At 70.4% G+C, this 25,488-nt stretch carries 24 protein-coding genes and 1 pseudogene; 17 read left to right on the forward strand and 8 right to left on the reverse strand.

The features are described 5' to 3' along the window. A complete protein-coding gene (gene bioD / locus ABZ441_RS13415; RefSeq protein WP_358972167.1) occupies positions 1-690 on the forward strand; it encodes a dethiobiotin synthase in 690 nt (229 codons plus the stop codon). Between the two features lie 79 nt (positions 691-769). Beyond that, positions 770-1,465 (forward strand): class I SAM-dependent methyltransferase, encoded by a 696-nt coding sequence (locus ABZ441_RS13420; protein ID WP_358972169.1) that lies wholly within the window; start codon positions 770-772, stop codon positions 1,463-1,465. A gap of 10 nt (positions 1,466-1,475) precedes the next feature. Here ABZ441_RS13420 and ABZ441_RS13425 read toward each other — a convergent pair whose 3' ends face one another. Both ABZ441_RS13425 and ABZ441_RS13430 read right to left on the reverse strand, forming a co-directional pair. Continuing rightward, positions 1,476-1,847: a hypothetical protein gene (locus ABZ441_RS13425; protein ID WP_031094113.1), complete on the reverse strand. Its 372-nt coding sequence runs from the start codon at positions 1,845-1,847 to the stop codon at positions 1,476-1,478. Beyond that, positions 1,844-2,071: a hypothetical protein gene (locus ABZ441_RS13430; protein WP_030921856.1), complete on the reverse strand. Its 228-nt coding sequence runs from the start codon at positions 2,069-2,071 to the stop codon at positions 1,844-1,846. The genes ABZ441_RS13425 and ABZ441_RS13430 overlap by 4 nt, the downstream gene beginning before the upstream one ends. 335 nt (positions 2,072-2,406) lie before the next feature. Here ABZ441_RS13430 and ABZ441_RS13435 point away from each other — a divergent pair, with 335 nt between their 5' ends. From ABZ441_RS13435 to mug, 6 genes are all read left to right on the forward strand, one after another. Then, positions 2,407-2,826 carry a GNAT family N-acetyltransferase gene (locus ABZ441_RS13435; RefSeq protein ID WP_358972173.1) on the forward strand — a complete coding sequence of 140 codons (420 nt, stop codon included), beginning with the start codon at positions 2,407-2,409 and terminating at the stop codon, positions 2,824-2,826. Between the two features lie 209 nt (positions 2,827-3,035). Further along, positions 3,036-4,373, forward strand: coding sequence for a hemolysin family protein (locus ABZ441_RS13440; RefSeq protein ID WP_205023249.1), 1,338 nt, complete (start codon positions 3,036-3,038; stop codon positions 4,371-4,373). Continuing rightward, entirely contained in the window at positions 4,370-5,389 is a 1,020-nt protein-coding gene (locus ABZ441_RS13445; RefSeq protein ID WP_358972176.1) for a hemolysin family protein, read from the forward strand. Before ABZ441_RS13440 ends, ABZ441_RS13445 begins: the two co-directional genes overlap by 4 nt. Before the next feature lie 263 nt (positions 5,390-5,652). Further along, a complete protein-coding gene (locus ABZ441_RS13450) occupies positions 5,653-6,492 on the forward strand; it encodes an SGNH/GDSL hydrolase family protein (RefSeq protein ID WP_358972179.1) in 840 nt (279 codons plus the stop codon). 225 nt (positions 6,493-6,717) lie between these two features. After that, entirely contained in the window at positions 6,718-8,160 is a 1,443-nt protein-coding gene (gene purB, locus ABZ441_RS13455) for an adenylosuccinate lyase (RefSeq protein WP_358972182.1), read from the forward strand. A 19-nt stretch (positions 8,161-8,179) separates the two neighbouring features. Beyond that, a complete protein-coding gene (mug, locus tag ABZ441_RS13460) occupies positions 8,180-8,728 on the forward strand; it encodes a G/U mismatch-specific DNA glycosylase (protein ID WP_358972185.1) in 549 nt (182 codons plus the stop codon). A gap of 99 nt (positions 8,729-8,827) precedes the next feature. Here the strand turns inward: mug and ABZ441_RS13465 are convergent, their stop codons facing one another. The 3 genes from ABZ441_RS13465 to ABZ441_RS13475 form a co-directional block, all read right to left on the reverse strand. After that, a complete protein-coding gene (locus tag ABZ441_RS13465; protein ID WP_358972188.1) occupies positions 8,828-9,265 on the reverse strand; it encodes a hypothetical protein in 438 nt (145 codons plus the stop codon). Positions 9,266-9,415: 150 nt separating this feature from the next. Beyond that, positions 9,416-10,159, reverse strand: coding sequence for an ABC transporter permease (locus ABZ441_RS13470; protein WP_358972191.1), 744 nt, complete (start codon positions 10,157-10,159; stop codon positions 9,416-9,418). A gap of 5 nt (positions 10,160-10,164) precedes the next feature. Beyond that, entirely contained in the window at positions 10,165-11,100 is a 936-nt protein-coding gene (locus ABZ441_RS13475) for an ATP-binding cassette domain-containing protein (protein WP_358972195.1), read from the reverse strand. 107 nt (positions 11,101-11,207) lie between these two features. Here ABZ441_RS13475 and ABZ441_RS13480 point away from each other — a divergent pair, with 107 nt between their 5' ends. The 3 genes from ABZ441_RS13480 (at position 11,208) to ABZ441_RS13490 (ending at position 14,310) form a co-directional block, all read left to right on the forward strand. Continuing rightward, positions 11,208-12,377 carry a histidine kinase gene (locus ABZ441_RS13480; protein ID WP_358972198.1) on the forward strand — a complete coding sequence of 390 codons (1,170 nt, stop codon included), beginning with the start codon at positions 11,208-11,210 and terminating at the stop codon, positions 12,375-12,377. 4 nt (positions 12,378-12,381) lie between these two features. Further along, positions 12,382-13,032, forward strand: a complete 651-nt coding sequence (locus ABZ441_RS13485) for a response regulator transcription factor (RefSeq protein ID WP_358972201.1) — start codon at positions 12,382-12,384, stop codon at positions 13,030-13,032. Positions 13,033-13,152: 120 nt separating this feature from the next. Continuing rightward, on the forward strand, positions 13,153-14,310 hold the full coding sequence (locus tag ABZ441_RS13490) for an ROK family transcriptional regulator (RefSeq protein ID WP_358972204.1): 1,158 nt from the start codon (positions 13,153-13,155) through the stop codon (positions 14,308-14,310). Between the two features lie 85 nt (positions 14,311-14,395). Here ABZ441_RS13490 and ABZ441_RS13495 read toward each other — a convergent pair whose 3' ends face one another. Together ABZ441_RS13495 and sigJ are read right to left on the reverse strand one after the other, a co-directional pair. Next, a complete protein-coding gene (locus tag ABZ441_RS13495; protein WP_358972207.1) occupies positions 14,396-15,163 on the reverse strand; it encodes a GntR family transcriptional regulator in 768 nt (255 codons plus the stop codon). Positions 15,164-15,422: 259 nt separating this feature from the next. Then, positions 15,423-16,307, reverse strand: coding sequence for an RNA polymerase sigma factor SigJ (sigJ, locus tag ABZ441_RS13500; protein ID WP_358972210.1), 885 nt, complete (start codon positions 16,305-16,307; stop codon positions 15,423-15,425). A 145-nt stretch (positions 16,308-16,452) separates the two neighbouring features. On the opposite strand from sigJ, the gene ABZ441_RS13505 reads away from it, so the two are divergent. From ABZ441_RS13505 to ABZ441_RS13515, 3 genes and pseudogenes are all read left to right on the forward strand, one after another. Beyond that, complete coding sequence (locus ABZ441_RS13505) at positions 16,453-17,283, forward strand: alpha/beta fold hydrolase (protein WP_358972213.1); 831 nt, start codon at positions 16,453-16,455, stop codon at positions 17,281-17,283. Between the two features lie 555 nt (positions 17,284-17,838). Further along, positions 17,839-19,419 (forward strand): alkaline phosphatase D family protein, encoded by a 1,581-nt coding sequence (locus tag ABZ441_RS13510; protein ID WP_358972216.1) that lies wholly within the window; start codon positions 17,839-17,841, stop codon positions 19,417-19,419. A 96-nt stretch (positions 19,420-19,515) separates the two neighbouring features. Next, a pseudogene (locus ABZ441_RS13515) lies at positions 19,516-20,862 on the forward strand (GNAT family N-acetyltransferase); the annotation flags it as partial. Here the strand turns inward: ABZ441_RS13515 and ABZ441_RS13520 are convergent. After that, entirely contained in the window at positions 20,837-22,138 is a 1,302-nt protein-coding gene (locus ABZ441_RS13520; RefSeq protein ID WP_358972219.1) for a PLP-dependent transferase, read from the reverse strand. The pseudogene ABZ441_RS13515 and the gene ABZ441_RS13520 overlap by 26 nt on opposite strands. Positions 22,139-22,197: 59 nt before the next feature. Here ABZ441_RS13520 and ABZ441_RS13525 point away from each other — a divergent pair, with 59 nt between their 5' ends. From ABZ441_RS13525 to ABZ441_RS13535, 3 genes are all read left to right on the forward strand, one after another. Further along, entirely contained in the window at positions 22,198-22,728 is a 531-nt protein-coding gene (locus ABZ441_RS13525) for an Lrp/AsnC family transcriptional regulator (RefSeq protein WP_358972222.1), read from the forward strand. Positions 22,729-22,796: 68 nt separating this feature from the next. Further along, positions 22,797-24,482 carry a DUF885 domain-containing protein gene (locus ABZ441_RS13530; protein ID WP_358972225.1) on the forward strand — a complete coding sequence of 562 codons (1,686 nt, stop codon included), beginning with the start codon at positions 22,797-22,799 and terminating at the stop codon, positions 24,480-24,482. A gap of 100 nt (positions 24,483-24,582) precedes the next feature. Further along, complete coding sequence (locus ABZ441_RS13535) at positions 24,583-25,452, forward strand: ATP-grasp domain-containing protein (protein WP_358972228.1); 870 nt, start codon at positions 24,583-24,585, stop codon at positions 25,450-25,452. The last annotated feature ends 36 nt before the right edge of the window (positions 25,453-25,488 follow it).

Consider the following 25,488-nt stretch of genomic DNA (forward strand, 5'->3'; position numbering starts at 1 on the left):
ATGAAGATTCTCGTGATCACCGGTACGGGCACCGAGATCGGCAAGACGATCGTGACCGCGGCGGTGGCGGCCGCCGCCCAGGACCTGCGGGTCGCGGTCCTCAAGCCCGCGCAGACCGGCCTCGCCCCGGGCGAGCCGGGGGACGCCGCAGAGGTGGCGCGCCTTGCGGGGGCTCACGTCACCGCAGTGGAACTGGCGCGTTTCCCGGAGCCGTTGGCACCCGAGACGGCTGCTCGCCGAGCGGGCCTCCCGCCCGTCCGACCGCACGAGATCGCCGAGGCCGCCCAGAAACTGGCGACGGAGCACGACCTGGTACTGGTCGAGGGGGCGGGCGGGCTGCTCGTCCGCTACGACGGGCAGGGGTCCACGCTCGCGGACGCCGCGCGGCTGATGGCGGCACCCGTTCTCGTGGTGGCACCCGCGGGCCTGGGAACCCTCAACTCCACCGCGCTGACGACGGAGGCGCTGCGGACGCGTGGACTCACCTGCCCCGGGGTGGTGGTCGGCAGCATGCCGGCCGAGCCGGATCTGGCCTCACGGTGCAACATCGACGACCTCCCTGTCGCGGCGGGCGCCCCACTGCTCGGGGCGGTCCCGGCCGGGGCGGGAACGTTGGCGCCGGCCGACTTCCGGTCCCGGGCGGCGAGTTGGCTCTCAGCGGAACTCGGCGGGAAACGTCCCGCCGGATGAGCGGCTGAGCGGGCCCGTACGGGGGAGAATCGAAGGAGAGCCGTACCCACGTGCCCGTGCCCTCCGAGGAGGTCCGATCATGCGTCGGCGCAGCATACCCGTCCCCCGCGACGCGGTACACCATCCGGTATTCGCCCGGTTCTACGCCCGGCTGAGCGTGACCGCCGATATCAAGGGAGGCGTGGCGGACCGCCGCGACGAACTCCTCTCGGGCCTTTCCGGCCGTGTCATCGAGATCGGCGCGGGCAACGGTCTCAACTTCGCGCATTACCCGGGGGCCGTGTCCGAAGTGGTGGCCATCGAGCCCGAGCGCAGTCTGCGGCAGCTGGCGGCCGGTGCGGCGCTGCGCGCGGACGTGCCGGTCGACGTGGTGCCGGGCATGGCGGAGGCACTGCCGGTCAAGAGCGAGGCGTTCGACGCGGCCGTCGCCTCGCTGGTCCTGTGCACGGTGCGGGACCTGCCCCGGGCGCTGGCGGAGATCAAGCGTGTGCTGCGGCCGGGCGGTGAACTGCGCTTCCTCGAGCACACCCTGGCTCCGGGACGGGCGCTGGCGACGGCGCAGCGTGCGGCGGACCGCACACTCTGGCCGCTGCTGTTCGGGGGCTGTCACACGGCGCGGGACACGGTCGCGGCGATTGAGGAGGCCGGCTTCGAGCTGGGGGTGTACCGCAGGTTCCGCATCCCGGACCGGGGCGTGCAGCTGCCGACTTCCCCGTGTGTGCTCGGCGTGGCCCGCCGGTCCGGTGTGGTGGACCGCTCGGCGGAGGCCGGCTGAGGAGCTCCGATCACAGGCTCCACCGGCGCAGCTCGTCGGCGATGGCCCGGACGTCGGCCTTGCCCTCCTTCACGAGCCGGGCCAGATCGCGCACCTGCTCGGGAGAGGTGATGACCTTCAGCCCGGAGGCGACGAGGTAACCGTAGGCGACGGCGGACGCGAACATCGCGTTGGAGTGCTCGAGCGCGGGCACATGGAGCAGCAGTTGCAGCATGGCGGCTGCGCGGGAGTGCGGGTCGCTGTAGACGGGGCTGCCGAAGATCTCCGCCTCGTGCCGGCTCACAGCGGCTACGAGTGCACCCCAGTCGACGACCTGCGGGTCACCGGGTGTCTTGTGCTCGGCGACCATGAGCAGCCAGGAAAGGTCGATCTGCAGGTTCAACGGGTGCCTTTGCGCTCCGGGCCGAACTCCTCGGCGAACACCGACTCGTACTGCTTCATGAAGTCGGCCGCGGCCTCGACGAAGGTGTGTCCCACCTCGCCGGCATCCTGTTTGACGAGCTCCTCTATGTAGCGGTTCACGCTCATCCCGCGCTGCAGGGCGCGCTGCCGCGCCGCCTCGGCGGTGGCCTCGTCCACGCGGACGTTCAGCTGAGTCTTGGGCACGACATCACGCTAGCGCGAGTCCGCTAGCGCTCGCAAGGGGAACGGGCCGGCACCTGGGGGCACCGGGGTGGGCGGCGTTCCGGAGTGAGGCGCGGGTGCCCCCGAGCAGGGCAGGTCGACCTCGGTGCAACTGGGGCCCTCCCGAGCAGGAAGGGCCGGCCCTCGGCGGGGCGGCGGGGGCTCCCGAGCGGGACGGGACGAACGGTTCCGGCAGGGCCGGGTGGCGTACGCCGCGGCTCGCAGCGGTGGCGGCGTACCGCACCCCGCCACCACGTCCACCGCACGGCACCGGTAAGCGCTCGCTTTCCCCCCGGACCCTCTGGTTGGCTCGGATCATGACTGACCTCAGCATCCGCTGCGCGACCCTCGCCGATATCGATCCCGTCCTGCGGTTCTGGCGGGAGGCGGCGGAAGGCACGAGCATCACCGACGATCACGACGGGGTGACCCGGCTCATCGCACGGGATCCCGAGTCCCTCCTCCTCGCAGTGCGGGACGACGCGGTCGTCGGGACCGTCATAGCCGGTTTCGACGGTTGGCGATGCTCCGCGTACCGTCTCGCCGTACACCCCGACCATCGCCGACAGGGCGTCGCCGGTGCGCTGCTGGACGCCGCGGAGCGACGGTTCCTCGCCCTGGGCGGGCGGCGGATCGACGCCATGGTCCTGGAGTCCAACGAGCGGGCCCACCACGCATGGGGTGCGACTGGCTACCATCGCGAGGACCACTGGCGGCGCTGGGTCAAGTCCCTCTGACACGCGACCGGGACCGCCGGACACTTGCGACAAACTACAAATCGCACACCGGGCAGGCCTTTTTGCCGATCCTTTACTATGAATCCTCGACCGTCCGACCCATTCGAAAGGTGTGAGCGTCCGCCCATGGGCGAGCCCCCCAGTAGTCGATACCGCCGACATCGCGCGATCCCTCTGCCCCTGCCCGACCATGGGACGGAGGTGAACCGATGACCGAAGTGCTCCTGCTCCTCGTGGCGCTCCTGCTCTCCCTCGTCTGCGGCGTGTTCGTGGCGGCCGAGTTCTCTCTGACCACAGTGGAACGTGGCGAGCTCGAACGGAGCGTCGAGCGAGGGGACCGAGGTGCGGCGGGAGCGCTCAAGGCCGTACGCAGCCTCACCTACCAGCTCTCCGGCGCCCAGCTCGGTATCACCGTCACCAACCTGGTCGTGGGCATGCTCTCCGAGCCGTCCATCGCCGCACTGATCCGGGGACCGGTGGAGGCGACCGGACTGTCGCCCGGCGTGTCCTCATCGCTGGCGCTCGTGATCGGCACCGCACTGTCCACCGTGGTCCTGATGGTGGTGGGTGAGCTCGTCCCGAAGAACTGGGCGATCTCCTCCCCCCTGGCGGTCGCCCGCACGGTCGCAGCACCGCAGCGCGCGTTCACGGCGGTCTTCCGGCCCTTCATCAGCCATCTCAACAACACCGCGAACCGGATGGTGCGACGCTTCGGCCTCGAACCGGCCGAGGAGCTGGCCTCGGCGCGCAGCCCGCAGGAGCTGGTCGCCCTGGCACGCCACTCCGCGAAGGAGGGCGCGCTCGAGGCGGACACCGCGGAACTCTTCGTGCGCACCCTCAACCTGTCCGAACTGACCGCGGAGAACGTGATGACCCCCCGCGTCCAGGTCACGGCCCTGGAGGTACAGGCGACCGCCGAGGACGTCGCGAACGCGACCCGGGCGACCGGCCTCTCCCGGTTCCCCGTCTATCGGGGCAGCCTGGACACGGTGGTCGGTGTCGCGCACATCAAGGACGTACTGGCCATTCCTGCGGAGCAGCGGCCCCGCAAGCGGGTCTCGGACATGCTCCGCGAGCCCTTGCTCGTGCCGGAGACCCTGACCGTGGACCGCCTGCTGGACCGCCTCTCCGGAAAGCTGGCCATGGCTGTCGTCATCGACGAGTACGGCGGTACGGCGGGAGTCGTGACGCTGGAGGACATCGTGGAGGAAGTCGTCGGCGAGGTGAGGGACGAACACGACCCCCACGAGACCCCCGACCTGGCGGCTGCGGGCGAGGACGCCGACGGCCGCACACTGTGGTCCGCAGACGGAGCGGCCCGCACGGACCAGCTCCGCACCATCGGGCTGCGCGTGCCGGACGGACCGTACGAGACGCTGGCCGGGCTGATCGCCACGGAGGTCGGCCGGATTCCGGTGGTCGGCGACACCGTCGAACTCACGGGCTGGCGGATCGACGTGGTGGACGCTTCGGGACACCGTGCCGCGCGGGCGCTGCTCCACGCCCCGCTGCCCGGTGACGACGAGCCGGAGGTGGACGAACGATGATCGCCGTCCAGCTCTTCATCGGCTTGCTGACCCTGGTGGTCAACGCGTTCTTCGTCGGCGCGGAGTTCGCACTCATCTCCGTGCGCCGCAGTCAGATCGAGCCAGAGGCCGAGGCCGGGAACCGCAGGGCCCGCAGCGTCATCTGGGGCCTCGAACACGTGTCGGCGCTTCTGGCGGCGGCCCAGCTGGGCATCACGCTCTGCACGCTGGTGCTGGGTATCGTCGCCGAGCCGGCCATCGCCCATCTACTGGAACCCCTCTTCGACACGGTGGGAGTACCGCACGGGCTGGTCCACCCGATCTCGTTCGTGATCGCGCTGACGGTGGCGACGTATCTGCACATGCTGCTGGGCGAGATGGTGCCGAAGAACATCGCACTGGCCGAGCCCGCCCGCACCGCTCTGCTGCTCGGACCGCCCCTGGTGGCGCTGGCCAGGGCGCTGAAGCCGGTGATCTTCGCGATCAACGCCTTCGCCAACGCCCTGCTCAAGCTGCTGCGGGTGGAGACGAAGGACGAGGTCTCCGCGACCTTCTCCGACGACGAACTCGCCCGCCTCGTCAAGGACGCCGAGGATTCCGGGCTCGTCGACGACCGCTCGGCGGACCGTCTGCGCCACGCGCTGGAACTGGGCCGCCGCCCGGTCCGGGACGTGCTGCTCCCGGTCGACCGGGTGCTGTACACCAGGGTCGGCACGACCCCGGAGGAGCTGGAACGGCTCTCGCACGAGTCCGGCTTCTCGCGCTTCCCCGTGATGGACAGCGAGCGGCGCATCATCGGGTACCTCCATGTGAAGGACGCCCTGGACGCAGCTCCGCGCGACGTGCCGTTCCCGGTGACCGCTCTGCGGCCCATCGCCAGGGTGCGTGCGGCGACACCTCTGGATGACGTGCTGACCGCGCTCCGGCGGAGCCGGACGCACCTGGCGGCCGTGCTCGACGAGGACGACCGGCTGGCGGGCATGATCACCATGGAGGACGTGCTGCGCGAGCTCGTGGGCAGACCCCAGGCCCGCTGACGTCGAGGCCGCGGCGGCGTGACGACTCCGGCCGGGCCGGGGCCGTCCCGCTCGGGCTCGGGTTCGGGTTCGGGTTCGGGTTCGGGTGATCGTCGCGTGACGGCACGAGGAGGGGCGCGACCACGCGGTCGCGCCCCTTTTCCGCGTTTTCCCGGCCCCGGCTCCCGACCCTCTGCCCGGGGCTGGGGGCCGGCCCGGGCCTGGGGGCAGGCGCTCCACGAACCCGGCCCGGGAACCACCGGCGCGGTACGATCGGCATCGCCATGAAATTGAATGCCTCTTACACCAGTCTCGTCGCGGTCGGCGACTCGTTCACCGAGGGCATGTCGGATCTGCTGCCCGATGGTTCTTATCGCGGGTGGGCCGACGTTCTCGCCGCCCGTCTCGCGGCCCGTACGCCCGGGTTCCGGTACGCCAATCTCGCCGTACGGGGAAAGCTCATCGGCCAGATCGTCGACGAGCAGGTCGGGGTCGCCGCGGCGTTGCAGCCGGATGTGATCACGCTCGTCGGTGGGCTCAACGACACGTTGAGGCCGAAGTGCGACATGGGTATGGTCCGCGGCCGGCTGGAGGAGGCGGTGGAGCGTCTCGCACCCTCGTGCAAGACCTTGGTCCTCATGCGCAGCCCCGGCCGCAACGGTCCGGTGATGGAACGCTTCCGTCCGCGCATGGAGGAACTCTTCACCCTGATCGGCGACCTGGCCGAGCGGCACGGTGCGGTGGTCGCCGACCTGTACGGTGCGCCGTCACTGGGCGATCCGCGCATGTGGGACGTCGACAGGCTGCACCTGACGGCCGAGGGACATCGGAGGGTCGCGGAGGCGGTCTGGCAGGCGCTGGGACTGCCCGCCGAGAGTGACTGGCAGTCCCCGATGCCCGCGTCGGCGCCCGCACGGTGGGCGCAGCGGCGGATCGATGACGTCCGGTTCGCCCGCCAGCATCTGATGCCGTGGATCGGGCGGCGTCTGACAGGACGCTCGTCCGGCGACGGCCGGGCCGGCTCACAGTTCGACGCGGGGCTGGGGAAGGCGTTCTGGATCTCTCCCCAGGACGGGCCCACGCCCCCCGGACCGGTGACGGATTGGCGCCGGCTCGACGGCTGACCACATCGCGGCGGGCAGCAGGTGGGACGGTGGCCGGTACCACCTCGGTCGCTCGATCTCGGCTGCGTCCCGCCGGAGGCGGACGCACCCCCCCCGACGCCGGGGCCCTGTCTGCGGACTACGGGCCGGGAAGCCGCGCCGACACGACGAGGCGAGCGGCTTGTGGGAAAGCACGAACCGGCCCGCGGCGCGGACCTGCAGAAACCGCCAGTAGAATCGGGACACGTGACTGCTGTGTCTGCGAAGCCTCGCATCCCCAATGTCCTGGCCGGCCGCTATGCCTCTACGGAGCTGGCCGTCCTCTGGTCCCCCGAGCAGAAGGTGAAGCTGGAACGTCAGCTGTGGCTGGCGGTGCTGCGCGCTCAGAAGGACCTCGGGATCGATGTACCCGACGCCGCTCTGGCCGACTACGAACGGGTGATCGACCAGGTCGACCTCGTCTCGATCGCCGAGCGCGAGAAGATCACCCGGCACGACGTGAAGGCCCGCATCGAGGAGTTCAACGCTCTCGCCGGCCATGAGCAGGTCCACAAGGGGATGACCTCCCGTGACCTCACCGAGAACGTCGAACAGCTGCAGATCCGGCTCTCGCTGGAGCTGATGCGCGACCGTGCTGTGTCGGTCCTGGCGCGGCTCGGCAAGCTCGCGGCGGAGTACAGCGAGCTGGTCTTGGCGGGTCGTTCACACAACGTCGCCGCACAGGCGACGACGCTCGGCAAGCGCTTCGCCACCGCCGCGGACGAGCTGCTCGTGGCCTACGGCCGGCTGGAGGACCTGCTGGGCCGATACCCCCTGCGCGGCATCAAGGGGCCTGTCGGCACGGCGCAGGACATGCTCGACCTGCTCGGCGGCGACGCGGACAAGCTCGCCGATCTGGAGCAGCGCATCGCCGGACACCTCGGCTTCGCGCACGCCTTCACCTCCGTCGGCCAGGTGTACCCCCGCTCCCTCGACTACGACGTCGTGACGGCACTGGTTCAGTTGGCCGCCGCTCCCTCGTCGGTCGCCAAGACCATCCGCCTCATGGCCGGGCACGAGCTGGTGACCGAGGGCTTCAAGCCTGGCCAGGTCGGCTCGTCGGCGATGCCGCACAAGATGAACACCCGCTCCTGTGAGCGCGTCAACGGCTTGATGGTGATCCTGCGCGGCTACGCGTCGATGACGGGCGAGCTCGCGGGCGACCAGTGGAACGAGGGCGACGTGTCCTGCTCGGTGGTCCGCCGGGTCGCGCTGCCGGACGCCTTCTTCGCCTTCGACGGTCTGCTGGAGACCTTCCTCACGGTGCTCGACGAGTTCGGTGCGTTCCCCGCGGTCGTGGCGCGTGAGCTGGACCGCTATCTTCCCTTCCTCGCCACGACCAAGGTGCTTATGGGCGCGGTGCGGGCCGGAGTCGGCCGCGAGGTCGCCCACGAGGCCATCAAGGAGAACGCGGTCGCCTCTGCGCTCGCCATGCGGGAGCAGGGCGCGGAGCGCAACGAGCTGCTGGACAAGCTGGCCGCCGACGAGCGGATCCCGCTCGACCGCGGCGAGCTCGACGCCCTGATGGCTGACAAGCTGTCGTTCACCGGTGCGGCGGGCGGCCAGGTCGCCTCGGTGGTCCGCAGGATCGAGCAGATCGCCAAGCAGCACCCGGAGGCTGCCGCGTACACCCCCGGCTCCATCCTCTGACGGCTGCCATCATTACCGGATGACACCCGAGGAGCTCCAGGCCGCCCGCGATCGCGTCGTACCGGACGTCGTCGCGGGCGGTCTGCGTGTGCTGTTCTGCGGAATCAACCCCAGCCTCATGTCTGCCGCCACGGGGCACCACTTCGCCCATCCGGGCAATCGGTTCTGGCCGGTACTGCATCGGTCGGGCTTCACACCGAGGCAGCTGAAGGCATCGGAGCAGAACCAACTTCCGGGCTTCGGACTGGGGATCACCAATGTGGTGGCCAGGGCCACGGCACGGGCGGACGAGCTCGGGCCGGAGGAGTTCCGTGAAGGCGGAAGAGTGCTCTCGGCGAAGGTGGAAGAACTTCGCCCGCTGTGGCTCGCGGTCGTCGGTGTCACCGCTTATCGCACGGCCTTCGGCGATCGCCGCGCGCGGATCGGCCCGCAGGAACGGACCGTGGGCGGCGCCCGTGTCTGGGCGCTGCCCAATCCGAGCGGGCTGAACGCGCACTGGACCGTGCACACCATGACGGACGAGTTCGCCCGCCTGTTGGCGGTGGTCGGCCGGGACGCCTCCGGCTAGGAGCACACCTCCCGGCTCGGGCAGGAAGTGCCGCAGGACCTCTCCGGAACCGCCATGGAAGTGCTGCGGCCGGATGCCCCAGGGAGGGCAACTCGCCGTTCAGGGTGGGTCGACCACGGTGACCAGAACCCCCAACTCGCAGCCTGGCCCGTCATCCTCCTGGTAGAGCACAACGGCCACCCACCTGCCTTCCGTCCGCCACAACTGGAGGTACTCGCAACTCGCGACCGGTTCGGCCCAGGGCTCGGCTATCACCTCCCCCGCCGTCATCCGTTCCTGTGCGCTCCACAAGCTGACGACCTGTGGCTCGCCCCAGCGCAGCGTCAGCAGTGTGAGCAGCGCATCGTGTTCCGCCAGGCACTGCACCCGGTGATCTGCGCGATCTGCCCCCTCTCCCTCATCGTGGCCGTCCTCGCCGATGAGGAGCACCGTGTGGTAGCCAGGTCCGCTGACGCCCGAGCCTGACCGAACGCGCTCCGGAGGGAAGTCCGTGGTGCGCATCCCGTCGATGAGGCGGAGGTGATGTGCGGTGGTCATACCGTCAGTAAAGCGCCCCGCACTGACACATGGCCCTCAGCAGGTAGTCCCTGGCGCCCGCAAGGTCCCGGAAGCCTCCCGCACACGCGTCTCGGAAGCCGGCAACACGACCTGCGAGCACGTGGGCCACGCCCACTCCGCCGTCGCGGCTCAGGCGTCCCGCTTCCATAGGGCCCACCAGCCTGCGACCAGGGCGGCACCCGCCCACCCTGCGGTCACGGCCAGCCCCGTCCACGGTCCGAGACTTCCCTCAGGATGCGCCTGGAGCACCAACTGCCCGGCTCGGTCGGGGAGATACTGGGCGACGCCTCCCGCGAGGTCTCCGACCACGAAGGAGACGATCAGAATGAAGGGGATGAGCAGGCTGAGCACCGCGATCGCGCTGCGCAGGACCGCCGTGAGGCCCGCTGCGAACAGAGCCATCAGAGCCAGGTAGACGCCACCGCCGATCGCGGCGCGCAGGACATCTGGTTCCTCGAGGCGGATCGCGTACTCGCCCATGAAGAGCTGTCCAACCAGAAATGTGGAGAAGCTGGTGATCAACCCTACGACCAGAGCGAGCCCGCCGACCATCGCCATCTTCGCGACGTAGAAGCGGCTGCGGCTGGGTACGGCCGTGAGTGATATCCGCAGGGCTCCGTTCAGGAACTCGGACGACAGAGCGGTCGCACCGAAGCTGATGGCCGCGATCTGGCCGAAGTTCAGCGCGTAGAAGGCGGAGAAGAGGAGATCGCCACCCGTGTTGTCCGCCTCCGCCTGCCCGATGGTGGAGGCGACGAACACCGTCACGAAGAGCGTGGCGGCGAAAACCGCTATGAGGGAACCTGCGACGGCCCGCACCGAGTTGATCTTGATCCACTCGGAGTGCAGTACCGCGGTCATCGACGTGGTCATGCTGGTCAGGCCTCCTGGTCTGCGAGGGGGTGCTCGGTTGCGGTGAATTCCGTCTCGGTCCCAGTGAGATCGAGGTATGCCTCTTCCAACGTGACCTGCTCGGTTCTGAGTTCGAGAAGTGGGATGCCTTCGGATGCGGCCAGGACACCGATCTCCTCCGCAGAAGCTCCGGCGACCGTCCAGCACCCGTCGTCGCCCTGTGACGGCTCGTGCCCCTTGTGGATCAGCGCATCGCGCAGCCGCGTGGGCTCCGTGGCGCGGAACCGCACTCCGGGCCGGCTCCGGGAGGCGAGGAATTCCCGCATCGGCATGTCGACAAGGAGTCTTCCCCTGCCGAGGACGACAAGGTGATCGGCGAACGAGGAGGTCTCGCTCATCAGGTGGCTGGAGACCAGCACCGTACGGCCCTCACCTGCCAGCTTCCGCACCAGCTCCCGGATCCATATGACGCCCTCCGGATCCAGTCCGTTCGACGGTTCGTCCAGCATCACCACCTCGGGATCACCGAGAAGCGCCGCGGCGATCCCGAGTCGCTGTCGCATTCCGAGCGAGAACGTCTTGATCCGCCGGCCTCCGACCGAGCCCAGACCGGCCTCAACGAGCGTCTCTTCGACCCTGCCGGCCACTATGCCGTTACTGGCGGCGAGTGCAAGCAAGTGGTTGCGGGCGGTGCGCGAGCCATGGGCCGCCTGAGCATCGAGCAGTGCGCCGACCCGGCGCAGCGGATTGGCCAGCGAGGCGTAGGGCCGACCACCGATGGTGGCAGAACCACCGGTCGCCCGGTCCAGACCGAGGACGTGGCGCATGGTGGTGGACTTGCCCGCACCGTTGGGCCCGAGGAAGCCGGTCACCCGGCCAGGCCGCACGCTGAACGTGAGGTGGTCCACGGCGCGGATCTTTCCGTAGTCCTTGGTGAGCTCATGAACGTCGATGCTGGTCATGACCTCAGCCTGACCCTCGGCCCCCGGTCGCGGCCTCCCCCGCCAGGGTAGGTCGCCTCCCTCTCCCGGGGGAGCCGTCCCCCGGCCTGCCCTGGCACGATTGCAGGATGCGCAGCTTCTTCGCAATGCTGGCCCGACCGGCCACCTACAGTCGATGGCTGCACCTGCTCATTCCGGCCGCGGTGGGCAGTGTGTGGCTGTTCATCTCCCCGACCAGGCCGTGGATGCTGTTCCTCTTCGCGGTACCTGTCGGGCTGCTTCCTGCGGTGCGACTTGCCGAAGGACTCCAGGCCCAATTGCTCCTCCAGCCCGCTCAGAGGGGGCCCGGGGCCCCCATCTCGGCCGGGCCCGCCACGACTTGGACCGACCGATGCCGCACCGTTGTCTGGCTGGAGCTGCGGCTGGTCCTCGGGGCGGTGGCGTGCTTCGCGACGGTCTGGCTGTCGGCGACAGCGGTCGATCTGGTGCGAGGTTCGTTCGGGACGGGCCCGAGCGACGAGTGGCTGGCCCGCGGTGTCCAGCCCGGCTGGTGGTGCGCCCTGCTCGCTCCCCTGCCGATCCTGTTCCTTCTCGGGCTGGTCGTCCTGGGCGGTGAGGTGGTCACGGCAGCAGCCCGGGGACTACTGGGGCCATCGCCTACCGAGCGGATGACGGCGCTGGAGGAGCGCACCGAACAGCTTCTGGAGCGCAATCGGATAGCGCGCGAGCTTCATGATTCGATCGGACATGCGCTGACGGTCGCGGTGGTACAGGCAGGTGCCGCCAGGACAGCGGGCAGCCCGGAGTTCACCGCGCGGGCACTCGCCGCCATCGAGGAGACGGGCCGCAACGCACTGGACGATCTGGAGCGTGTCCTTGGGGTGTTGCGCGAGACCGACGTGCCCGTGAGCGGGCGTCCCACCCTGGTCGAGGCCGACCGGCTGCTGGAGTCCGCACGTGGCTCCGGGGCGAGGATCGACGTGGAGGTGACCGGCGCGCTGGAGCTCGTGCCGGGCCCGGTGTCCCGCGAGGGTTACCGGATTCTGCAGGAATCGCTCACCAATGTGCTGCGTCACGCCGGCGCCGTTCCCGTACGGGTGAGAATCTCCGCGGCGGAGGAAAGGCTGGAGCTGGAGGTGGCCAACCCCCTCGCAGGGGAACCGCGTGGCCCGGGGAGTGGGAACGGACTCAGAGGCATACGGGAGCGGGCCGCCCTGTTGGGTGGCAAGGCCAGCACCGGCCCGTGCGAGGGGGAATGGAGGGTGCACGCGACCCTCCCGCTGGACCGCATACGCTGACCGGATGCCCGTTACCGTTCTTCTGGTCGACGACGAACCTCTGGTACGCGCCGGACTGCGCGTGGTTCTGGAAGCGCAGCCCGACATCGAAGTGGTGGGTGAGGCCGCCGACGGTGCAGCGGTGATTCCCCTGGTGAGCCGGCTCCGGCCGGACGTCGTGGCCATGGATGTACGCATGCCGCTGATGGACGGCATCGAGGCGACGCGGGCGGTGCTGCGAACCGTCGCCGCTCCGCCGAAGATCCTGGTGGTGACCACGTTCGAGAACGACGAGTACGTCTACGAGGCACTGCGCGCGGGCGCCAACGGGTTTCTGCTGAAGCGCGCCCGGCCCGCGGAGGTCGTGCATGCCGTACGGCTGGTCGCGGAAGGCGAGTCTCTGCTCTTCCCCGCTGCTGTCCGGCAGCTCGCCGCCGAGTACGGCTCCGCCAGGGCGCGGGTCGCGATGGACCGGGCGGCACTCACGGACCGCGAGGCGACGGTGCTCCGTCTGATGGCACAAGGTCTGTCCAACGCGGAGATCGCCGGCAAGCTCGTCGTGGGCGTGGAGACGGTCAAGACACATGTCAGCGCCGTGCTCGCGAAGTTGGGAGCCAGGGACCGCACCCAGGCGGTGATCGCCGCCTACGAGTCAGGCTTCGTGACTCCGCGCTGACCGAGGACGGCCTCGGGGCCGCGAACCGGCTCCCAACGCCTCTCTCCGGGTGCTGGTCGCCGAGGTCGGGGGCAGCGAGTACGATCCGGCAGACATGGGCACGACCTGGGAGGACACACGGTGGGCAGGCTGACCGGTGGGGACCCGTCTCTGCTGCGGAGGATCAATTCCGCAGTGGTGCTGCACGCCCTGCGAGGGGCGGATTCGCCCACGCTCACGGACCTCACCCGGATCACTGGCCTGTCGCGTCCCACGGTCGAGGGTGTCGTGGAAGGGCTCATCGGTGCGGGCCTCGTGGTAGAGGCGCTTCCCGACGAGAACGAAACCCGCCGTCAGGGCCGCCCCGCCAGACGGTTCAGGTTCCGTGCAGAGGCGGGGTACCTGCTGGGCATCGAGATCGGCCCGCACCGGATCTCCGCCCTGCTGTCCGGCCTGGACGGCAGGATCGTCTGCGCGGGTTCACGTGACGTCTCCGAGGCCGCGTCCGCGGATGACAGACTCGACCAGGTCAGAGGCATGATCGCCGATGTGCTGCGTCGTGCCGGCGTGCAGCGGAGCAGCCTGCGCGCGGTCGGCGTGGGCAGCCCGGGCATCGTCGAGGCCGACGGGACCGTACGGCTGGGGACGGCGCTGCCGGACTGGACCGGACTCGCGCTCGGCGAGAGGCTGCGGCGCTCGTTCAAGTGCCACGTCCTGGTGGAGAACGACGCCAACGCCGCCGCGGTGGCGGAACACTGGAAGGGAGCGGCGACCGAGTCGGACGACATCGTCTTCGTCCTGGCAGGCTTGAGCCCCGGCGCGGGTGCACTGATCGGCGGTCGTCTGCACCGTGGCTTCGGCGGCGCGGCCGGCGAGATCGGCGCACTGCATCTTCTGGGCCGCGATGTCACACCGGAACACCTGCTGTCCACGACGGACACGCCACTCGTGCCCCTGGACGAGCAGGCCGTCGCCGCCGTTTTCGCCAAGGCCAGGGATGGTGACGCCGGGGCACAGGCCGCGGTCGCTCGCTTCATTCAACGGCTGGTGCATGACGTGGCGGCCCTGGTGCTGGCGCTCGATCCGGAGGTGGTGGTCATCGGCGGGTGGGCCGCGGGCCTGGACGGTGTCCTCGACCCGCTCCGTGACGAGCTCGCCCGCTACTGTCTGCGGCCGCCGAGGGTGGCACTGTCACTCCTTGGAGAGGCGGCTGTCGCCACCGGTGCTCTTCGGCTGGCGCTCGACCACGTGGAGGAACAGCTCTTCGCCGTGGAGGGAACGGTGACGGCCCGCCGCTGAGAGCGACGGGCCGTACGGCCGACACCACGGACGACACTGCAGGACGACATCGCCACGGGCGACCGCGGGCCGACAGGGCCGAGCATCAGGAGGCCTTGCGCTCCTGTTCGGCGTGGCTGATCTCCAGCGCGCCCGAATCCCCGAAGGTGAGCCGGCAGGTGTCGGCCCGGTAGGTGGCGACAGAGACAGCCGCCGTCCCGGCTGCGGCGAGGTACCGGGTGGTGACCACGAGAACGGGGGCACCCGGGAGTCGGTCGAGCTCCTTGGCGTCGTCCGCGCGCGCCGACCCCAGTTCGACCGAGCGGTCCTGGCCGTCGAGGTCAAGGCGGTGCAGTTCCCTCAGGACGCTTCGGGCCCGGACGGGCCCGGACGGCGCTTCGATGGCGGAGAGTTCGGGCACCGACGACGTCGGCACGTACAGAAGCTCTGCCGCCACGGCCTGCCCTTGGGCGACACGGATGCGGCGCACCACGTGCACGAGCCCTCCGGGGTCCGTGTCGAGCATGAGGGCGACGGCGGCCGGAGCCGTCGTGGTCGTGCACTCGGTGGGCTGCCATGCCTCGTCCGTGTCGCCGCCCGCCCAGCCGTGCTGTGCGGTGGCGACGGCCACTCCGACGCGGGGCGGAGCGACGGTGGTGCCGACGCCGCGGCGTCGCTGCAGCCTGCCTTCGAGCTCCAGCTGCTCGAGCGCCTGACGGAGCGTCGCCCTGGCGACACCGAAGCGCGCCGCGAGGTCCCGCTCGTTGGGCAGGACCTCTCCCACCGCGAAGTCCGAGTCGAGTGCCTCACTGAGCACGGTCTTGAGGTGCCAGTACTTCGGCTCCTGCACCGATTCCAGCTGCGTGGTCCCCACCCTGTCCTCCGCATCCGCCCGGTGGCTTGTTTTCCGCGACGTTCTTTATTAAAGGTTCCTGCCTTATCGCTCAGACCTTAGGACGGCGAACCACCTTGGTCAAGACCAATCCTCGCCCCGTAACACAGTGAAACGGTCCACTGCCGCAGAGCGTTCACGGGACGTTCGTACGGCGGCGGTGAGCCCATGCCGCGCGAAGGCCCCCGGGAAGCTCCGCGCAAGCCTCCCGGGGGCAGGGCGGGGCTTTCCGCTCGCACCGCTATTCCGCGGGCACCCCTGCCAGTTTGTCCGGGTTACGAATGAGGTACACGCATCGGATGACCCCGTCTCCGACGTCGGCCTGGGCCACGGTGTCCACCTCGCCGTCGACGCTGAACACCAGAGCGGGACCGCCGTTGAGCTCCAGGATCCGCACCTTCGTGGCGGCTGACCGTTCATGCCCCACAGCGAGGAGGAACCGGCCGACCTTGTCCGCGGTCTCGATGATTCTGCGCGGCGCCTTCGCCTTGCCCCCGCTGTCACTGACCATGCGCACGTCGGGCGCCAGCAGGGCGAGCATCTGCTCCAGGTCCCCACCCGAAGCGGCGACGAGGAAGCGCTCCGTGAGATCGCGCCGCACGGCCGGATCTACGTCGTAGCGCGGTTTGCGCTCCTCCACGTGACGCTTGGCGCGGCCCGCGAGCTGCCTGACCGCCACCTCCGACCGGTCGAGGGTGGTCCCGATCTCCGCGTACGGGAAGCCGAAGGCCTCACGCAGGACGAAAACCGCACGCTCCAACGGGGAGAGGGATTCGAGGACGACGAGTACGGCGAGGGAAACGGAGTCGGCGAGTACCGCGCGTTCCTCGGAATCCGGGACGGCCGGGCCGAATGCGGTGACCACCGGTTCGGGCAGCCAGGGCCCCACGTACGCCTCGCGCCGGGACCGCAGATGCCGCAGACGGTCGATGGCCAGACGGGTGGTGATCCGCACGAGGAAGGCCCGCGGCTCCCGCACGCCTTCATGCTCCGCAGACGACCAGCGCAGCCACGCCTCCTGCACCACGTCCTCGGCATCGGCGACGCGGCCGAGCATGCGGTAGGCGACCCCGGTGAGGAAGGGCCGGTGTTCTTCGAAGAGCTCGGTCACGGTGTCGGCAGTCACTCATCCATCCCAGCCGACGCACCTGAGGGTGTCCAGCGGGAATCGGCACCCGCCCATTGAACTGGAAGCTACCGGACGGTAATCATTGTTGACGAGTCGTCTCGTTCCTTCCTCCCAGCCCAGCAGGTCCGTTCCGAGGAGCAGTATGACCACCACTGTCTCGTTCGCAGTCGACTCTCCTTTCGGTGGTCGCACGGCCGAAGTCGCGTACGAACGAACGGGCGCGGGTGCGCCGTTGGTGCTGCTGCACGGAATCGGTCATCACCGCCAGGCGTGGGATCCGGTCCTTCGCATCCTGGCGGCCGGGCGGGACGTCATAGCTTTGGACCTGCCCGGATTCGGCGCCTCACCTGCGCTGCCTCAGGGGCTTTCCTACGACCTGCGGACGATGGTCCCCCTGCTCGGCTCGCTCTTCGACGCACTCGGCGTGGAACGTCCCCACGTCGCGGGGAACTCACTGGGGGGTCTCCTGGCACTGGAGTTGGGCCGCGAGAAGCTGGCGCGTTCGGTGACGGCCTTCTCCCCCGCGGGTTTCTGGACGCTGAGCGAGCGTCGTTATGCCTTCGGAGTGCTGCGGGCGATGCGCGGGGCGGCTCTCTCGATGCCGATGCCACTGATCGAGCGGCTCTCGAGGAGCTCGCCCGGTCGTACAGCGCTGACCAGCACCATCTACGCCCGGCCCGGGCGCCGTTCACCCGACGCGGTGGTGTCGGAGACCGTGGCCCTGCGCGAAGCGACCGGATTCCGGCAGACCCTCGAGGCCGGCCTGACCGTCGCCTTCACCGATGACGTGCCGGACCTCCCCGTCAGCATCGCCTGGGGCAGCAAGGACCGCCTGCTCCCGCGTCGCCAGGGAGTGAGGGCCAAGCATGTGGTTCCGGGGGCACGGCTCGTCCGGCTCCCGGGTTGCGGCCACGTCCCGATGAACGACGACCCCGCCGCCGTCGCCCGGGTCATCCTCGACACGAGCCGCTGACACACCGTCGCCCGGGTCGTCCCCGACACGAGCCGCTGACACAAGCACTCCGGCCGAACACGTCGCGGCGACCGGTCAGCGGGATCGCCGCGCGTCCGCACGTCATCGCCCGACGGCCCGAACGGTACGTTCCACAGGACGGGTCACCGCGGCGGGCGGCGCCGCCGGTAGGGCCCTGCGCCCGCTGAGCCACCACCCGGCGGGCGGCTCCGAGAACGGCTCGGTCCGTCCGGTGCCCGGTCACGCACGGCCGGCACTCCCCCGCGCGCACGGGTCCGCCTCTTGGCCGAGGCGGTCCGCGGGAGACCTGCCGACCGCGGCCCGGCGGTCCGGTTCGCGTGTCGGGGGTGGGTCGGGGTGGTGAGTGACGGCGGTCGTGGCCACCCCTCACAAGCTGTGCCGAGGACGGGCGCCTTTCGTGACCTGGGGGCGAACCGACCGGTTGTTCATCTGCGGTTGGCGTGCCCGCCTCCGCCGGGGGCTAGGTATGGGTGCGCACCCAGCTCCGTGGAACCCCGCTGTCCCGGCAGCCCTCTCGCCTCTGGAGGCGCATCGATGTCGAACCGCCCGCTCGTCCCTGCCCCGGGCCGCCGCACCGTTCTGCGCGGTTCGCTCCTGGCTTCGGTCGCGGTCGCGGTGCCCGGGGCGGTCAGCAGCGCCCCCGCCTTCGCGCTGTCGGGCCGGCCGAGCGCGTCCTGGGGCGTACAGGTCGGTGATGTGACGGCGTCGTCGGCCCTGGTGTGGGTGCGTTCGGACCGCCCTGCCCGGATGGTGGTGGAGACGTCCGCGACGGAGTCGTTCCGCCGCTCCCGCATGTGGCACGGCCCGCTGATCGGCGCCCGTACGGACTTCACCGGCACGGTCCCGCTGCACGGGCTGCCGGCCGGGGAGCAGATTCACTACCGCGTCACGCCGGCGGACCCGGACGATCCGCGGCGTACGGGCAGGCCCGTGTACGGAACCTTCCGCACCGCTCCGGCAGGCCGCCGTTACGGGGTGCGGTTCCTCTGGTCCGGCGACATCGCAGGGCAGGGCTGGGGCATCAACCCCGATATCGGCGGCTACCGGGTGTACGACGAGATGCGTCGCCTGGACCCGGACTTCTTCCTGTGCAGCGGCGACAACATCTACGCCGACGGGGTGCTCGAGCCCAGCGTGACGCTGCCCGACGGGCGGATCTGGCGCAACGTCACGACCTCCGAGAAGTCGAAGGTCGCCGAGACCCTGGACGAGTACCGCGGGAACTTCCGGTACAACCTGCTCGACGACAACTTGCGGGCGTTCAACGCGCAGGTTCCCTCCGTCGTCCAGTGGGACGACCACGAAGTACGCAACAACTGGTATCCGGGGCAGATCCTCGACGACGCCCGCTACACCGAGAAGAACGTGGATCTGCTCGCGGCGCGGTCGATGCGGGCCTTCCGCGAGTACTTCCCGGTGCCCACTCTGCAGGGGTCTTCGAACCAGAGGCGCATGCACCGCGTGGTGCGGCACGGTCCCCTGCTCGATGTGTTCGTGCTGGACATGAGGTCCTTCCGCAACGCCAACTCCCCCGGCCGGCAGCCCGACGACACCATCGGCATCCTCGGCGCCGAGCAGTTGGGCCGGCTCAAGCGGGAGCTCTCGCAGTCACGTGCGGTGTGGAAGGTGATCGCCGCCGACATGCCGCTTGGGCTGGTGGTCCCGGACGGGGCCACGGACTTCGAGGCTGTCGCGCAGGGCGATCCGGGCGCACCGCTGGGTCGGGAGCTGCAGATCGCCGAACTGCTGCGGCACATCAAGCACCGGCGCATCACCGGCACCGTCTGGCTGACGGCGGACGTGCACTACACCTCCGCCCAGCACTACGCCCCCGAGCGCGCGGCGTTCAAGGACTTCGCGCCCTTCTGGGAGTTCGTCTCGGGCCCGCTGGCCGCGGGCGGCTTCCCCGCCAACGCGCTGGACGGAACGTTCGGCCCGGAGCGGGTCTTCGTCAGGGCTCCGGACCGGGCGAACGTGTCCCCCATGGAGTCGCCTCAGTTCTTCGGAGAGGTCGGCATCGACGGCGGAAGCGGGGAGCTGACCGTGCGCCTGCGGGCGCAGGGCGGCACGGTCCTGTTCAGCAAGGTGCTGCAGCCGGGACGCACCGGGCAGTGACACACGAAAACGCATGGAAGGCGACCGGATCCACACGTAACCCATCAGTCACAACGCGTTCGTGATCAGGCAACACCGTTCGGTCACAGTGAAGACATGACTGATGTGACATCCGCGAAGAGTGCCCGCCGTCCGCATCACTGGCGGCGGGACCTGATCGAGCTGGCCGCGCTCTTCACTGCGGTCGCCGTGGCCGACGCGATCGCCAATCTGATCGGACACCAGCCCGACGGCCCCTATCTGCTCATCGCCTCGGCCGTGGCCCTTGTCGCCACGGCCGCGTTCCACACCTGGTGGGCACGACGGCACAGTCACGCACCACCCCCGGATACCGGCGCCGCGCCGGAGATCATCTCCGCCGGTGCCGGTGCCGCCCCGGAGGAGGCCGTCGAAACGGTGCTGTGGCGGATGCGGACGACCGTGAAGGATGCCCCCGGCGCTCTCGCCGCCCTCTGCATCGCCCTTGCCCGTCACCGGATCGACATCCTCACCCTGCAGACCCACCCGCTGGCCGACGGCACCGTCGACGAGTTCCTCCTGCGTGCGCCCGCGGCGCTTCCCGCCCAGCAGCTCACCCGGGAGATCGCCGCCGCCGGCGGTTCCGCCACCTGGATCGAGCGCGCGGACGCCCACGACCTGGTGGACACCCCCACCCGGGTACTCGGCCTCGCCACCCACACGGCACTGGACGCGGCCGAGCTGCCTCTGGCCCTGCGGCAACTCCTGGGCCGGTGCACCATCCACTCGCTGCCCGCCCGGTCGATCACCGGCCGGCCCACGGGGGAGACCGCCCCCGTGGAAGGTGTCCTGGAGGACACCGTGATGCGGCTGCGCGACCCCTCGGGGGGTGTCATCACCGTCGAGCGCCCCTACCTCCCCTTCACCCCGACGGAGTTCGCCCGGGCCCGTGCCCTGGTCGAACTCGACGCACGGCTCGGCCCGCGCGTGCCGAGCAGTGAGGACGTCCTCACCCTGCCCGAGGGCAACGAGATCACCGTGCGCCGTGCCGACGGCGGTGACCTCGACGCCGCCCTCGCCATGCACGGCCGCTGCTCCGAACGCACCCTCGGCCTGCGTTACCACGGCCCGGTCCGTGACGCCGACCGCTATCTGGACCACCTGCTGAGTCCCCGTTTCGGCCGTACGCTCGCCGTGCAGACGGCCTCCGGCCGGCTGGTGGCACTCGGCCATCTGCTCTGGGACGGGGACGAGACCGAAGTCGCCCTCCTCGTGGAGGACGACTGGCAGCGCCGCGGTGTCGGCGCCGAACTCCTCGGCCGTCTGGTGGGTCTGGCCGTGGAAGCCGGCTGCGAGAGCGTGTACGCGGTGACGCAGGCCCACAACACGGGCATGGTCGCCGCCATGCGGGCGCTCTCGCTGCCTCTCGACTACCAGATCGAGGAAGGCACCCTGGTCGTCACCGCACGGCTGGCCGCGGCTCCTGCCCAGCGGTTCGACCGGTCGTCGACGGAGCGGGGGACGGGACCGACGACGGAGCCGGTGAGCCGCTCCGAAGCACCCCCGACGCCCCGGCCGCTTCCCCGGACCGAGCCGGCGGATCAGCGCTGAGCGCCTGACACAGGTCCGCCCAGATGTCCTCGACGTCCTCCAGGCCGACCGACATGCGCAGCAGCCGGTCGCCGACACCCGCGGCTCTCCGGTCTCCCTCACCCACGATGCGGTGGCTGATGGAGGCCGGATGCTGGATGAGCGTGTCCACACTGCCGAGGCTCACGGCGGGCGTGATCAGCCGGACTCCCGCGATGATCCTGTGGGGGTCCCCGAACACCTCGAAGGACACCATCGCGCCGCCCACCTCCGGGTAGTGCACCCGCGCGACGCGGGGGTCCGCCGAGAGTCTGCGGGCCAGTTCCGCAGCCGCGGCCGACGCCGCCCGCACCCGTACCGGCAGCGTGGAGAGGCCGCGGAGCAGCAGGTAGCCGGCCAGGGGATGCAGCACGCCCCCGGTGGCGAACCGCACCTGCCGCAGGGTGCCGGCGAACTCCTCGTCACAGGCGACGACGCCGCCCATCACGTCACCGTGGCCGCCGAGGTATTTGGTGGCGCTGTGCAGCACGATCCGGGCGCCGAGCTCCAGGGGCCGCTGCAGCACGGGCGTGGCGAACGTGTTGTCCACCAGGAGGGGCACAGAGCCGCAGGAGTGAGCCACGGCCCGGATGTCGATCTCGGTGAGCGTCGGGTTGGCGGGCGTCTCGACCATCACCAGACCGGTGTCCGGCCGGATCGCCTCGGCGATGCCGGCAGGATCCGTCCAGGTCACCTCCGTGCCCAGCAGCCCGGCGCCCAGGAGATGGTCGCTGCAGCCGTACAGCGGCCGCACGGCGACCACATGACGCAGCCCGATGCTCGCGCGGGCCAGCAGGACGGCGGTGAGCGCCGCCATGCCGCTGGCGAAGGCGACCGCGCTCCCCGCGCCTTCCAGCCGGGCCAGCGCGGTCTCGAAGCGTGCGGTCGTCGGGTTGTCCAGCCGCGCGTACACGGGCGGCCCGTCGGGCCTGGCTCCCGTGGCGGCGAAGGCGTCGATACGCGCGGCCTCGCCCAAGGAGTCGTACGAGGGATAGGTGGTGGACAGATCGATCGGTGCGGCGTGCAGGCCGAGAGGGGCGAGATCGTCGCGTCCGGCGTGCACGGCTTCGGTGGCAAGCGCCCTGGACCGGAGGGGTGGCCGGGTCGTGAGCGAGGAGGCTTCGGTGTCCATGTCACCAGACTGAACAGACGCCGGACGATGACGGGCTCAGGCCGTGCTACGTTCGCCGGATGCCCGAATCCGTCGCTCTAGATCCGGTTGATCTCCACATTCTGCGTCTCCTGCAGAACGATGCTCGGACCACGTACCGGGAGCTAGCCGCGGAAGTCGGAGTGGCCCCGTCCACATGCCTGGACCGGGTGGCACGGCTACGCCGGTCCGGTGTGATCCTCGGGCATCGGCTGCAGCTCGACCCCGCGAGGCTCGGCCGCGGTCTGGAGGCGCTCCTTCTGGTCCAGGTCCGGCCGCACCGCAGGGAGCTCATCGGCCCGTTCGTCGAACGGATCCGGGCGTTGGCCGAGTCCCGGGCCCTCTTCCACCTCACCGGGCCCGACGACTATCTGGTGCATGTGGCCGTCGCCGACCCGACGGATCTGCAGCGCCTCGTGCTGGACGAGTTCACCTCGCGCCGCGAGGTGGCACGGGTGGAGACCCGGCTGATCTTCCAGCAGTGGGAGTGCGGCCCACTGATGCCGCCCACGTCCGGCAGGCGCAACCCTGCCGAGACGCCGGAGACACGCCCGGGGCCCACGGCACCCTGAAGGATCTTCCTCCGGCCGAAGTCCTCTTCCCCGTGACGCGAAGGCCCTCGTCGTACGAGGATGTCGGCATGCCAGACACATCGAGCAGCCCACTGCCGCGCCAGGTCGCCGACGCCTACGTCGACGCGTACATCGAACTCGACCCGATCACCGGTACCTATCTCGGTGTAGCGGAAAGCTCCCGCAGGCTGCCCGATTTCTCGCCGGCGGGTCAGGCCGCCATGGCCGCGCTCATCCGGAGCACCCTCGTGGAGCTCGACTCCGCGGAGGGGGTGCCGGGCGCGGACTCCGACGAGGAGCGGCGTTGCGCGCGACTGCTGCGCGAACGCCTGACGGCCGAACTCGCCGTGCACGAGGCCGAGGAGGGCCTGCGGGCCGTCTCGAACATCCGCTCCCCGGCGCACAGTCTCCGTGACGTGTTCTCGGCGACACCGACGGCGACGGACGAGGACTGGGCCGCGATCGTGGACCGCCTGCGTGCGGTTCCCGCCGCGCTGGAGGGCTATCGTGCCTCGCTCGCGCTCGGTCTGGAGCGCAAGCTGTACGGCGGACCGCGCCCGGCTGCGACGTTCATCGGTCAGCTGGGGACCTGGGCGGGGGAGGAAGGTCCGGGCTTCTTCCAGGAGTTCGTGGCCGAGGGACCCGGATCACTGCGCGGGGAACTGGACGAGGCAGCAGGTCTGGCCGCCGGGTCCCTGGTCTCGTTGCGGGACTGGATGCGGGACGTGTACGCCCCGGCGATCCAGGGCGCGCCCGACACCGTCGGGCGCGAGCGCTACGCGCGCTGGTCACGCCGGTTCAACGGCACGGATCTGGATCTCGACGAGGCGTACGCGTACGGCTGGTCCGAGTACCGCCGGCTGCTGGCCGAGATGCGGACCGAGGCGGACAAGGTCCTCCCGGGCGCGGGCCCTTGGGAGGCACTCGCCCACCTCGATGTGCACGGCAAGCACATCGAGGGCGTGGACGAGGTCCGCGTCTGGCTCCAGAGGCTGATGGACGAGGCCATCGAGGCGCTCGACGGCACGCATTTCGAACTCGCCGAGCGGGTGCGGAAGGTGGAGTCCCGGATCGCTCCGGCGGGGGGCGCGGCAGCGCCGTACTACACCGGGCCGTCGGAGGACTTCTCGCGGCCCGGCCGCACCTGGCTCCCCACCATGGGAGAGACCCGCTTCCCCGTCTACGACCTGGTGTCGACCTGGTACCACGAGGGCGTACCCGGCCATCACCTGCAGATCGCCCAGTGGAAGCACGTCTCCGACAGCCTCTCGCGCTACCAGGCGTCACTCGGTCAGGTCAGCGCCAACGCCGAGGGCTGGGCGCTGTACGCGGAACGGCTCATGGACGAACTGGGCTTCCTGCCGGACGCGGAGCGGCGTCTCGGCTATCTGGACGCGCAGATGATGCGCGCCTGTCGGGTCATCGTCGACATCGGCATGCACCTGGAACTGGAGATCCCCGCGGACTCTCCGTTCCATCCGGGCGAACGGTGGACACCGGCTCTGGCCGAGGAGTTCTTCGGTAGTCACAGCGGCCGTCCCGCCGACTTCGTGGAGAGCGAGCTGACCCGCTACCTGTCGATGCCGGGGCAGGCCATCGGCTACAAGCTGGGCGAGCGTGCCTGGCTGCTGGGCAGGGAGAACGCGCGGAAGGCCCACGGCGACGCGTTCGATCTCAAGGCCTGGCACATGGCCGCCCTGTCCCAGGGGTCACTGGGCCTGGACGACCTGGTCGACGAACTGTCCAGGCTCTGACCCGTGCGGCGCCGGGGCCGGTGCGCACCGCCCCGGCCCGGCCTCGCCCCCTGTCCCCCTGCCCCCTGTCCCCGCCGACGGCCCGAAGGACGGCTTCCGTATGTCTGTGCAGGGCTTGCTTTTCTGCTGCGATCCGCTGCGTACGCGGCACCCCGACCCCGGCTTCGCGCATGAGGCCGCTGCGGCCCGGCGGGTCGGGGCACAGGTCGCCCTGGTCGATCATGATGCGTTGCTCGCCGGGGACCCGGAGGCGGCCGTCGGCCGGGTGCGCCGGGACTCGGGGCCGTACTGGTACCGGGGCTGGATGATCCCCTCCGCCCGCTACGCGGAACTGGAGCGCGCTCTCGCCGCACGCGGCTGTTCGCTGCTCACCGACGCGTCCGCGTACCGCACCGCTCATGAACTCCCCGGCTGGTACGAGGCGTTCGCCGGACTCACCCCGCGCAGCGTATGGCGCGCCCTGTCCGCGGGAGAGGTGCTGCCGGATGCCTCGGTCTGGTCGGACCTCGCCGGGCCGCTCGGTTCCGGCCCCGGGATCGTCAAGGACTTCGTGAAGTCCCGCAAGCACGAATGGCATGAGGCGTGCTTCGTACCGGACCTGGGAGACAGGGTCCGGCTCGCCACCGTCGTGGGCCGGCTCGTCGAGCTGCAGGGAGACTTCCTGGCCGGCGGAGTGGTGCTGCGCGCGTTCGAGCCGTTCGTGCCCGGCGGTGAGGCGCGGGTGTGGTGGGTCGACGGCGAGGCCGTGCGGGTGACAGCTCATCCGGACACGCCGGGCCGGCCGGAAACTCCCTGCCTCGACGCCGTCGGCGAGGCCGTGCGCACGCTCGGCTGCCGGTGGGTGAGCACCGACATGGCGCTGCGTGAGGACGGGGTGTGGCGGGTGGTGGAGGTCGGGGACGGTCAGGTCACCGGCCTGCCCGCCGGTGACGACGGCGAAAGCCTGTTCAGCGCGCTCCTGGGGACCTGAGCCCGCCGGGGTCTCGCACGGCCCCGGGCGTCCGTG

The sequence above is a fragment of the Streptomyces sp. NPDC005752 genome (assembly GCF_040630715.1).
GTDB lineage: Bacteria > Actinomycetota > Actinomycetes > Streptomycetales > Streptomycetaceae > Streptomyces.